Source organism: Roseateles sp. P5_E11, from assembly GCF_054049355.1.
In genome coordinates this window covers 1-10,717 of record NZ_JBFUMO010000170.1, presented here as the reverse complement: position 1 = coordinate 10,717, position 10,717 = coordinate 1, and the positions used below count along the sequence as shown (strand labels likewise).

The following is a 10,717-nucleotide window of genomic DNA, read 5'->3' as shown; positions in this document are numbered from 1 at the left end:
GACATAGAGGGAGAGGTGCGAGCTATATAGGGATTCACCCCTCGCCTCCGGAATTTGGCATACGAAGGCGTTTTCGTCGTTGTGTTTTCGTTTTCGTTCGTTTATGCTTTCGCTCGAAAGTTCCAAACGGGACTTCCAGATCCACGAAAGACTTCCGATGCAGAGCAACTGGCTCACGTACGCACTGATCTCGACCCTGCTCTGGGGCGTCTGGGGCGCCTTCACCGGACTGCCGGCCGAGCATGGTTTCCCGGACACCTTGATCTATGCCGTATGGGCACTGACCATGATCCCGCCGGCGGTCATCGTGCAGGCCCGCACGGGCTGGCGCATCGACCGTGACCGCCGTTCCGTCGTGCTCGGCCTGGCCGTCGGGCTGCTGGGTGCCGGTGGCCAGATGCTGCTGTTCCGCGCGGTGCAGTCGGGCCCGGCCTACCTGATCTTCCCGATCGTGTCGCTGTCGCCGGCGATCACCATCGCGCTGTCCTTTGGCCTGCTGGGCGAGCGCACCGGCAAGCTGGGCATGGCCGGCATCGTGCTGGCGCTGTGCTCCCTGCCTTTGTTCGACCTGCAACTTGGCCAGACGGGTCAGCCGATGGGCCTGTGGTTTGTTTTGGCCCTGGCCGTGCTCGTCGCCTGGGGCTTGCAGGCCTACTTCATCAAGCTGGCCAACGCCGGCACCAGCGCCGAAAGCATCTTCTTCTACATGGCCGTCGGCGCCCTGGCCTGCGTGCCGGTGTCGCTGTGGATGACCGACTTCTCCCAGCCCATCAACTGGGGCTGGCAGGGCCCGGGCCTTGCCGCCGTCATCCAGGTGCTGAACGCCATCGGCGCGCTGGCCCTGGTCTACGCCTTCCGCTACGGCAAGGCCATGGTCGTGTCGCCCATGGTCAACGCCGGCGCGCCGCTGCTTACCGCCGTGCTCTCAATGGCCCTCAGCGGCGCCGCACCCAGCGGCAGCAAGCTCGCCGGCGTCGCGCTGGCCCTGCTGGCCGCGCTGCTGCTGGCGCTGCAACCCGAAACGCCCTCCTCTTCTTCCTCTTCCCAACCCGTTCAAGGAGACGCCGCATGAAGCTCATGCTCGACCTCGTGCGCCGCCACAAGCAGGCAGCCAACGGTGATGTCGCCATTGGCATTCCCTCGGTCTGTTCCGCACACCCCGTCGTCATCGCCGCCACGCTGCGCGAATGCGCCGCCCAGGGCCGGCCGGCCCTCATCGAGGCCACGTCCAACCAGGTCAACCAGGATGGCGGCTACACCGGCATGACGCCGCTGGACTTCCGCCGCTATGTGCAGGGCCTGGCCGAAGCCGAGGGCCTGGCGCCCGAGCTGCTGCTGCTCGGCGGCGACCACCTTGGCCCCAACGCCTGGCGCAAACTGCCGGCCGTTGCAGCCATGGCCAAGGCCGAGATCATGGTGGCGCAATATGTGAGTGCGGGCTTTCGCAAGATTCACCTGGATTGCTCGATGTCCTGCGCCGGCGACCCGGTGCCGCTGCCCGAGCCCGAGATCGCCGCCCGTGCCGTGCGCCTGTGCCGCGCAGCCGAGCAGGCGTGGCGCGACGCGCCCGACCGTGGCGACCCGCCGGTCTACGTCATCGGCACCGAAGTGCCCGTGCCCGGCGGCGCGCATGAAGACCTGGGCGAGCTGGCGGTGACGTCGCCCGAGGCCGCCGCCTCCACGCTGGAACTGCACCGCGACGCCTTCGCCCGCGCGGGGCTGGACCTGGCCTGGGAGCGTGTCGTCGCCATGGTCGTGCAGCCCGGCGTGGAGTTCGACCACCACAAGGTCATCGACTACCGGCCCGAGAAGGCGCGATCGTTAAGCGCCTTCATCGAGAGCCAGCCCGGCATGGTTTTCGAAGCCCATTCGACCGACTACCAGACCCCCGAGCACCTGACCCAACTGGCCCGCGACCACTTCGCCATCCTGAAGGTCGGCCCCGGCGTGACCTTCGCACTGCGCGAGACGCTGTGGGCCCTGGCCGCTGTGGAGCGCGAATGGGTGGGCAAGGGCGAAGGCCTGGTCGACACCGTGCTGGGCGTCATGCGCGCCGAGCCTGAGCATTGGCGCGGCTACTACCAGGACCCGGCGCGGCTGGATGTCGACCTCGCATATTCCTTAAGCGACCGCATCCGCTACTACTGGGCCCACCCCGCCGTGCGAGAGGCCTGCCGGACCATGCTGGCCCGCCTGGACGCCGCGCCGCCGCCGCTGACGCTGCTGAGCCAGTACCTGCCGCGCCAGTACGAGGCGGTGCGCGACGGCCGCATCACCACCGGCACCGATTCCCTGCTGCGCGACGGCACCGTCCAAGCCTTGCGCCCCTATCTGCACGCCTGCGCCGCCTGAATATGACCCTGCTTCATCTCGACCCCACCGACCTCGACCACCGCGGCGCCGCGCACACGGCCCGTGAGATCGCGCATCAACCCGCCGTCTGGCAAACCGTCTACGCCCAACTGCAAGCCGAGCGCCCCGCCCTCGACGCCTTCCTGGCGCCGCTGCTCGCCCTGCCCCAGCTGCGCATCGTGCTGACCGGCGCCGGCAGCTCGTCCTTCATCGGCCAGTGCATCGCACCGGCCCTGTTGCGCCACCTCGGCCAACGCCCCGGCATCCGCGTCGAGGCCGTGGCGACGACCGACATCGTCTCCAGCCCCGAGCAATGCCTGCAGGCCGAAGTGCCGACGCTGCTCGTGTCCTTCGCCCGCTCCGGCAACAGCCCCGAAAGCCTGGCCGCCGTGGACCTGGCTGATCGCTTCATCAAGACCTGCCACCACCTCGTCATCACCTGCGCGGCGGACGGGACACTGAACCGGCGCATGGCTGGCCAGCCGGGCGCGCAAGTGCTGCTGCTGCCCGACGAGACCAATGACCGCGCCTTTGCGATGACGTCCAGCTTCAGCGGCATGCTGCTGGCGGCCGCCTGGGCCTTCAGCCTGCCCCTGGCGCCGGTGACAGCGCTGGCTCAAGCCGCCGCCACGTTGGTGGAATCAGAAAGCGACCGCCTCTACGCGCTGACCGACGCGCCCTTCGAGCGCATCGTCTTCCTCGGCAGCAACACGCTGCTGGGCCTTGCCCGCGAGGCCGCGCTGAAGATGCTGGAGCTGACCGACGGCAAGCTCGTGGCCATGGCTGACTCGACACTGGGCTTTCGCCACGGGCCCAAGACCATCCTCAACGACAAGACGCTCGTCGTCATCATCCTGTCCAACGACCCCTACACGCGCCAGTACGACCTCGACCTGCTGCGCGAGCTGCGCCAGCAGGGCCCGGCTCGCGTGCTGGCCCTGCGTACGTCTGCGCTGAACGGTGCCGAAACTCCGCATGCCGACGACGTCCACCTCGCCCTGCCTGCGTCCGCCCCCGACCTGGCGCTGGCGCCCGTGGYCCTGGTGTTCGCGCAATGCCTGGCCCTGCTCGCCTCGCTGCAGCTCGGCATCACGCCCGACAACCCCAGCGCCTCGGGCACCGTGACCCGCGTCGTCAGCGGTGTCACCATCCATCCCGTGAATCAGCAACAGCACCCATGAGCGGCCTTTTCCTCGGCATCGACGGCGGCGGCACCAAGACCGCCTTCGTCCTCGTGGACGAGATCGGCCGCCTGCTCGCGCGCCATGAGTCGACGACGAGCTACTACATCGAGATCGGCTTCAACGCACTGCGCGCGCTGCTGTGCGACGGCGTGCAGGCCGCGCTGCGCCAGGCCGGCGTGGCGGCCAGCGACGTCAGCTACGCCTTCGCCGGCCTGCCCGCGCATGGCGAGGACAGTGAGCTGCTCGGCACCTTCGACGCACTGCTCACCGGCGTGGTGCCACACAGCCGCGTCGGCAACGACATGATCTGCAGCTGGGCCGGGTCGCTGGCGGGCACCGACGGCATCAGCCTTGTCGCCGGCACCGGCTCCATCGCCTATGGCGAATGGATGGGYCGCGGCGCGCGCTGCGGCGGCTGGGGCGAGGTCTTCGGCGACGAAGGCTCGGCCCACTGGCTGGCGCGCGAGGTGCTGGCGCTGTTCTCGCGCATGGCCGACTGCCGCGCCGAGCCCGGCCCGCTGCTCGGCCTGGTGCGCGAACACTTCGAGCTGAAGCATGACCTCGACCTCTGCCGCGAGATCAACGGCAGCGCCGCGCGCAGCGAGCTGGCCCAGGTCGCCCGCCTCGCCACGGCCGCCGCCAACGCGGGCGACGTGCAGGCCCGCCAGTTGCTGGTGCGCGCCGGCGACGAACTGGCGGCTCTCGCTGCGGGCGTGGCGCGCAACCTCGGCATTGCCGGGGTTTGCGGCATCCAGGCCGTGCCCGTGTCCTATTCCGGCGGCGTGTTTGCGGCCGGGGAGCTGGTGCTGGGGCCGCTGCAAGCTGCCCTCGCGCGGCGCCTGCCGGGGTCGGTGCTGAAGACGCCGCGTTTCGGGCCGGAGCTGGGCGCTGCGCTGTACGCGGCTCGGCTGGCCGGCCGGCCTTTGACGCCTGAGGCGCTGGCACGACTGGACGCCTGAGCCGTCGATATCATTCGAAAGCCCGCCCCGCCTTTCGCCACTGCATGCCCACCTCCCTCTCACTGCCCGCGAAAACCGAAAGCCCGCTGCTCATCGACGAGCGGCGCCGGCTGATCCGCGAGTTGGTGCAGACGCAGGGCCGCGTCACGGTGGACGAACTGGCCGAGCGCTTCGGCACCTCCGTCGTCACCATCCGCAGCGACCTGAACTCGCTGGCCTCCACCGGCGCTGTGCTGCGCACCCACGGCGGTGCACTGGCCCAACGCGACACCGAGGAAGTGCCCATCGGCGTGAAGCAGAAGCTGCGCCACGAGCAGAAGGTGCGCATCGCCACCGAGGCGGCCAAGATGATCCGCGACGGCGAAACCATCCTGCTCGACTCGGGCTCCACGACCGAAGAGATTGCCAAGCAGATTCGCGGTCTGCGACTGACGTCGCTGAACGTCATCACCAACGCGCTGAACATCGCGGCGCTGCTGGCCACGGTGCCGCACGTCAACCTCATCATGCCGGGCGGCCAGTTGCGGCCCAACTCCTTCTCGCTGTCCGGCCCCCAGGCCGTGGCCGCGTTGCAGGGCCTGTATGCCGACCGCCTCTTCCTCGGCGTCGACAGCCTCGACCCCGACATCGGCCTGATGACGCCCCATCTGTTGGAAGCGCAGTTGAACGCCCAGATGATGAAGATCAGCCGCCAGGTCGTGGCCGTGGCGGACGCGTCCAAGCTGATGAAGCGCAACCTGTCGGTCATCGCCCCGGTGGAACAGCTGGACATGCTGATCACGGACACCGGGGCGGATCAGGCGATCGTGGATCAGTTGAGGGGGCGGGGGATTGAGGTGGTGTTGGCTTAGGACTGCGTGTGACCAAAGCGATTCAGCCAAATGAAGAGGCGGCGGCTATTGCCCAGGAGTTCATTGATTTCGTCAACGCGCAATGCGGCGCGTACATGGATGCTCTCGCTGGCTACGCAGGTCACCACACAAAGGTTGAGCGTCAGGTTCACCGCATCCTTCGGCCGACGAAGACTGGTTTTAACGAAGCTGCCCAAAAGGTTGTCGTTTGGACTTCGTACGAAGACCCCTCGCAACCCGACGTAATCTTGGACCGCATCACGAGAGCTAATGACTACATGGCGGCGAACGCTCCTGGTGGCTCAAACGAGCAACAACACGCGCGCTCCATAGTCATCTTCATCTATGCATATTGGGAGCTGGAGATACGCCAGCGACTAGCGGATTCGATGCAGGTAAAGCTGAATATGGTTCAGTCAGACGTGATGGGCGATCTTCGAATCTTGCGCAACGCGATTCTTCACAAGAAGGCGTTTCTGCACGCTGACGATTTCGGAAAGCTGACTGTCACGCAAGACCTCTTTCCGAGCGAACAAAGGTTGCACATCGGCTATGAAGATCTCCAGCAGATCTTTGTGCGCGTAAAAAGAGACTGCGCGCGAATTATCTTGGAGTGTCTTGGCGCGATGGAATCGGCGCCATTCGATGTATCGCAGCTCACTGGTGTTGCTCTGCAAAGAAGCAGGAAGCCAGGCAGTTAATTGCGCCTGCCAATGAGGTGCGACCTCATGCTCACCTGCCGGCGCGGCACGAGGTGCCGGAGCTCCCCCACTACCGCGTGCCCAAACTCTCACCGATCGCGCCACCGTGCGTCCAGCCCGGCACGTTAACGTGATACCGCAAAGCCTTGCCCGCACCCGTGGTCCAGAGTTGCCCCCGCTTGACCATCTCCGCCAGATCCCGTGTCGCCGTGGCCTTGGACGCACCGGTCATCTTCATGTACTTCTCGGCGTTGAGCCCGCCCACGAAACCGCCGTCACCGTCGTCGAGCAAACGCTGCAACACCTTGCGCTGGCGCTCAGGCAGCCCGGCGATCCCGTGATGCTCCACAAACCGGCGCTTCACGAGGGCGTTGTCCATCGTGGCGCTGGCCGCCGAGTAGGCCGCAGCACATTGCTGCGCGAACCATTGCACCCAGCCCGTCACGTCCATGCCGCCACGCTGGCAGAGATTCAGTTGGTCGTAGTAATCGGAGCGGCGCTCCAGCAGTTGCCGCGACAGGCTGAACAGCCTGACCGGCGTGCTGAGGTTCTGGGCCACGGCCATGTCGACGAGGGCGCGGCCGATGCGGCCGTTGCCGTCCTCGAACGGGTGGATGCTTTCAAACCAAAGGTGGGCGATAGCGGCACGCGCAAGGCCGTCCAGGCGTGCCGCCGAGGAAGCGCCGCCGGGCGCGGTGTCGTTGAACCAGTTGATGAAGCGCGTCATGTGCCGCGGCACATCGGCCGATGGCAGCGCCTCGTAGTGGACGACCTCGCGGCCGGGCAGGCCGCTGATGATCTGCATCGGGTCTTCGTGATCCCGATAGCGGCCCACGGCGATGCGTTGAACACCTGAAGTGCCGCCCGGGAACAGCGCCGATTGCCACCGGCAGAGCCGGTCTTCGTCGAGCGGCGTGCCGGATGCGGTGGTCGCGTCGTGAACGACGGCGACCAGGCCGTCCACGGCACGGTCGATGGGGCCCGGCGCCTTCAAGCCCATGCGGCGCATGACCGACGACCTGACGGCGTCCAGCGACAGCCGCTCCCCTTCAATGGCCGCCGTGGTCAGCACCTCGTCGGCCATCGAGTCGAGCGCGACGTCGCTGGTACCGGTGAAGCCGATGGCTGCAGCCTTGCCTTCCATGACGCCATGCAAACGGTAGGCCTGGGCCAGGTCGGCGCTGACGGCCGCATTGTCGTAAACGAAGTCCGGCCAGTCGGCGCGAAGCCAGTTCCAGGGGCGTGCTCTCGCGGTCATGAGCCGCAATTTAGCACTATCGGCTCAAATTGTGAGCCGAATTACCAGAATTGCGGCTCAAGCGCCCTGGCCCGCAGCCTCCGGCACCATCGCCGTCACCTCGATCTCCACCTTGGCCCTGTCCTCCATCAGCGCCGACACCTGCACGGCGCTCATGGCGATGCCGTAGTCGCGGCCCAGCACGTCGCGGTAGGCCTGGCCCACCTCGCGGCCGCGGGCGATGTACTCGCGCTTGTCGATGAGGTACCAGGTCATGCGCACGATGTGCTCGGGCGACGCACCGGCCTCGGCGAGCACGGCGCGGATGTTGAGCAGGGTCTGGCGAACCTGGGCGATGAAGTCGTCGCTGTCGAACTCGCAGCGCTCGTTCCAGCCGATCTGGCCGGCGACAAAGACCTGGCGGCCACTCGCCGCGACGCCGTTGGCATAGCCGCGCGGCTGGGTCCAGCCGGCGGGCTGCAGGATTTGCTTGTGGTTGCTCATGTGTTTGTCTCCTGTTGTGCGGCGAGCGAGCGCTCCAGCGCGGCACGCAGATCGGCCGGAAAGGCTTGGGGCTTGTGGGTGGCGAGCGAAGTACAGACCAGCACCTGCGTGAACTCGACGCGCGTGCCGTCGGCGCCGTCGAAGGCGATGCGCAGCGTCATCGAACCGCCGCCCAGGCGTTCGATGTGGATGGTTTGCACGAGGCGGTCGCCATGGCGGCTGACGCGCAGGAAGCGCGTGTCGAGCTGCGCCGTGGGCATGCCGACGCCGCGCTGGCCGATGAGCACGTCGAACGGCAGGTACAGGCCCTGGGCGAACCAGTCCTCGATCAGCTCATTGAGCATCTCGAAGTAGCGCGGGTAGAAGACGATGCCGGCGGGGTCGCAGTGGCCGAAGCGCACAAGTTGCTCGCGTTGAAAGGCGAAAGCGCTCACCGTCAGACTCCCACGTACTTTTGCCACAGCGCCGGGTCGGCCGCCAGCGCCGCCGAAGGGCCGGCCCACGCGACACGGCCGCGCTCGACGACGGTGTGGTGGTCGGCCAGGCGAATCAGCCGCTGCACGTATTTGTCGACGACGAGGATGGTCTGGCCAGCGGCCCGCAGCAAATCCAGGCAGCGCCAGATCTCCTCGCGCACGATAGGGGCTAGGCCTTCGGTGGCCTCGTCCAGCACCAACAGGCGCGGATTGGTGACCAGCGCGCGGCCGATGGCCAGCATCTGCTGCTCGCCACCCGACAGCTGCTGACCCATGTGGCCGGCGCGCTCGGCCAGGCGCGGGAAGAGGCCGTAGACGCGCTCCACCGTCCACGGCTCGGCCGCGCCGCTGCGGTTGGCCGCGAAGGCGCGCAGATGCTCGTGCACGCTGAGGTTGGGGAAGACCTGCCGCCCCTCGGGCACCAGCGCCAGGCCCAGCCGCGCGATGCGGTCGGCCGGCCAGCCGGTGATGTCCTGGCCGCAGAAGCGGATGCGGCCGCTGCTGGGCGCCATCCACCCGCACAGGCAGCGCAGCAGCGTGCTCTTGCCCATGCCGTTGCGGCCCAGCAGCGTGGCCACCTCGCCGGCTTGCATGGTCAGTTCCAGGCCAAACAGCACCTGGCTGGCACCGTAGCCGGCTTGCAGGTCCTTGATCTCGAGCAAGGCCGTCATACGGCCGCCTCCAGCTCGTCGCCAAGGTAGGCGCGCTTCACCTCGGCATGCTCGCGGATCTCGGCCGGCGTGCCGCTAGCGATGACGCGGCCGACCACCAGCGTCGAGATGCGGTCAGCGAGGCGGAAGACGGCGTCCATGTCGTGCTCGACCAGCAGCAGCGTCAGGCCTTCGCGCTTGAGGGCCTGCAGCAGCTCGACCATACGGGTGGACTCGTCCGGACCCATGCCAGCCAGCGGCTCGTCCAGCAGCAGCAGACGCGGCTTGGCAGCCAGTGCAAGGCCGACTTCAAGCTGGCGTTGCTCGCCATGCGCAAGCTCGCCGGCGGTGCGGCCGGCCTGAGCCGTCAGCCCCACCCGTGCAAGCAGCGCGTCGGCTTCTGCATGCGCGGCCGCGTCGGCGCGCGCGGTGCGCCACCACGACGGCGCGCCCTCGCGCCGCGCCAGCACGGCGAGCACGAGGTTGTCACGCACCGTGCAGGGCTTGAAGAGGCTGGTGATCTGGAAGCTGCGCACCAGGCCGGCCTGCACGCGACGGGCCATGCCTTGCCGCGTGACGTCCGCGCCATCGAAGACGATGGCACCTGAATCGGGCGCAAGCGCGCCGGAGATCTGGTGGATCAGCGTCGTCTTGCCGGCGCCGTTGGGGCCGATCAGCGCATGCAGCTCGCCCGCCCGCACCTCGAAGCTCGCGCCATCGGTCGCGGCCAGCGCGCCGAAGCGCTTCACCAGCTGTTTGACTTCAAGCACGGCGCGTCTTCCAGTTCAGTCCCGCCAACCCGCGCGGCGCATAGAGCACGACCAGCAGCAGCAAGGCGCCCAGACCGAGCTGCCAATGAAGGGTGTAGCCTGACAGCAGTTCCTCCAGCAGCAGCAACGCCAGCGCACCCAGCGGCCCGCCCCACAGCGCTCCAGCGCCGCCGATGATGACCATGACCATCAACTGGCCGGACTGCGACCAGTGCATCAGGTGCGGCGACACCAGGCCGTTGAGGTTGGCCAGCATGGCGCCCGCCAGACCCGCGATGGCGCCCGCGAGCACGAAGGCCTGCCAGCGCAGCGCGAACACGCGACCGCCCGCGGCGGCGACGCGCACCTCGTTCTCGCGCGCGCCCTGCAGCAGCCAGCCGAAGGGCGAGTTCACGAGCCGCTGCAGGCCGGCCATGACGATGGCGAAGAGTGCGAGCGCCACCCAGTAGAAGCTCGCATCGTCCTTCAGGTCCAGGCCGAAGCCGAGCACCGAGCGCTGCGCCAGCGACAGGCCGTCGTCGCCGCCATAGGCCTTCAGCGACACGGCCAGGTAATAGAACATCTGCGCAAACGCCAGCGTGATCATGATGAAGTAGACGCCGCGTGTACGCAGGCTGATGGCGCCGATGAGGGCCGCAGCGATTGCGCTGACCCCCATCGCCGCCGGCCAGGCAATCCAGGCCGACGTGATGCCCGCGTCCATCAGCACGCCCACCGTGTAGGCCCCCAAGCCGATATAGGCCGCATGTCCGAAGCTGACGAGCCCGCCAAAGCCGAGGATGAGGTTGAGGCTGGACGCTGCGATGGCGAAGATGAGGATGCGCGTGCCGACGACCGTGTAGAACTCCAGGCCCATGGCCTGCAGCAGCAGTGGCAGGGCTGCGAGCAGGGCCAGCAATGGCCAGATCCAACGGCCGAGCCCGCGGTGGTGGAGGCTGCGCGCTTCAGCCATGGGCGGGAAAGAGGCCGCGCGGCTTCCAGAACAAGATGGCCGCCATCAGCACATAGATGAGGATGGAGGCCAGCGCCGGGC

12 protein-coding genes are annotated in these 10,717 nt (G+C 67.7%); 6 read left to right on the top strand and 6 right to left on the bottom strand.

The window, feature by feature from the left end:
• The first annotated feature begins 157 nt into the window (after positions 1-157).
• The 6 genes from ACXJKR_RS14455 to ACXJKR_RS14430 are packed head-to-tail and all read left to right on the top strand — an operon-like array spanning position 158 to position 6,047.
• Positions 158-1,072, top strand: a complete 915-nt coding sequence (locus ACXJKR_RS14455) for an EamA family transporter (RefSeq protein ID WP_457323423.1) — start codon at positions 158-160, stop codon at positions 1,070-1,072.
• Positions 1,069-2,352 (top strand): D-tagatose-bisphosphate aldolase, class II, non-catalytic subunit, encoded by a 1,284-nt coding sequence (locus ACXJKR_RS14450; RefSeq protein WP_457323422.1) that lies wholly within the window; start codon positions 1,069-1,071, stop codon positions 2,350-2,352. The genes ACXJKR_RS14455 and ACXJKR_RS14450 overlap by 4 nt, the downstream gene beginning before the upstream one ends.
• A gap of 2 nt (positions 2,353-2,354) precedes the next feature.
• The gene (locus ACXJKR_RS14445; RefSeq protein ID WP_457323421.1) at positions 2,355-3,533 is read left to right on the top strand and encodes an SIS domain-containing protein; all 1,179 of its coding nucleotides are present in this window, start codon (positions 2,355-2,357) and stop codon (positions 3,531-3,533) included.
• Positions 3,530-4,495: an N-acetylglucosamine kinase gene (locus ACXJKR_RS14440; RefSeq protein WP_457323420.1), complete on the top strand. Its 966-nt coding sequence runs from the start codon at positions 3,530-3,532 to the stop codon at positions 4,493-4,495. The genes ACXJKR_RS14445 and ACXJKR_RS14440 overlap by 4 nt, the downstream gene beginning before the upstream one ends.
• A 44-nt stretch (positions 4,496-4,539) precedes the next feature.
• Positions 4,540-5,346, top strand: a complete 807-nt coding sequence (locus tag ACXJKR_RS14435; protein ID WP_457323419.1) for a DeoR/GlpR family DNA-binding transcription regulator — start codon at positions 4,540-4,542, stop codon at positions 5,344-5,346.
• A gap of 8 nt (positions 5,347-5,354) precedes the next feature.
• A complete protein-coding gene (locus ACXJKR_RS14430) occupies positions 5,355-6,047 on the top strand; it encodes a hypothetical protein (protein ID WP_056193545.1) in 693 nt (230 codons plus the stop codon).
• A gap of 70 nt (positions 6,048-6,117) precedes the next feature.
• Here ACXJKR_RS14430 and ACXJKR_RS14425 read toward each other — a convergent pair whose 3' ends face one another.
• From ACXJKR_RS14425 to ACXJKR_RS14400, 6 genes are read right to left on the bottom strand one after another with little or no spacing between them, the layout of a single operon-like run.
• Positions 6,118-7,305, bottom strand: coding sequence for a DUF4172 domain-containing protein (locus tag ACXJKR_RS14425; RefSeq protein WP_457323418.1), 1,188 nt, complete (start codon positions 7,303-7,305; stop codon positions 6,118-6,120).
• Positions 7,306-7,362: 57 nt separating this feature from the next.
• A complete protein-coding gene (locus ACXJKR_RS14420; RefSeq protein ID WP_457323417.1) occupies positions 7,363-7,788 on the bottom strand; it encodes a RidA family protein in 426 nt (141 codons plus the stop codon).
• Positions 7,785-8,222 carry an acyl-CoA thioesterase gene (locus ACXJKR_RS14415; protein WP_457323416.1) on the bottom strand — a complete coding sequence of 146 codons (438 nt, stop codon included), beginning with the start codon at positions 8,220-8,222 and terminating at the stop codon, positions 7,785-7,787. Before ACXJKR_RS14415 ends, ACXJKR_RS14420 begins: the two co-directional genes overlap by 4 nt.
• Before the next feature lie 2 nt (positions 8,223-8,224).
• Positions 8,225-8,935 carry an ABC transporter ATP-binding protein gene (locus ACXJKR_RS14410; RefSeq protein WP_457323415.1) on the bottom strand — a complete coding sequence of 237 codons (711 nt, stop codon included), beginning with the start codon at positions 8,933-8,935 and terminating at the stop codon, positions 8,225-8,227.
• Positions 8,932-9,684, bottom strand: a complete 753-nt coding sequence (locus tag ACXJKR_RS14405; RefSeq protein ID WP_457323414.1) for an ABC transporter ATP-binding protein — start codon at positions 9,682-9,684, stop codon at positions 8,932-8,934. The genes ACXJKR_RS14410 and ACXJKR_RS14405 overlap by 4 nt, the downstream gene beginning before the upstream one ends.
• Positions 9,677-10,636 (bottom strand): branched-chain amino acid ABC transporter permease, encoded by a 960-nt coding sequence (locus ACXJKR_RS14400; protein WP_457323413.1) that lies wholly within the window; start codon positions 10,634-10,636, stop codon positions 9,677-9,679. Before ACXJKR_RS14400 ends, ACXJKR_RS14405 begins: the two co-directional genes overlap by 8 nt.
• Between the last annotated feature and the right edge of the window lie 81 nt (positions 10,637-10,717).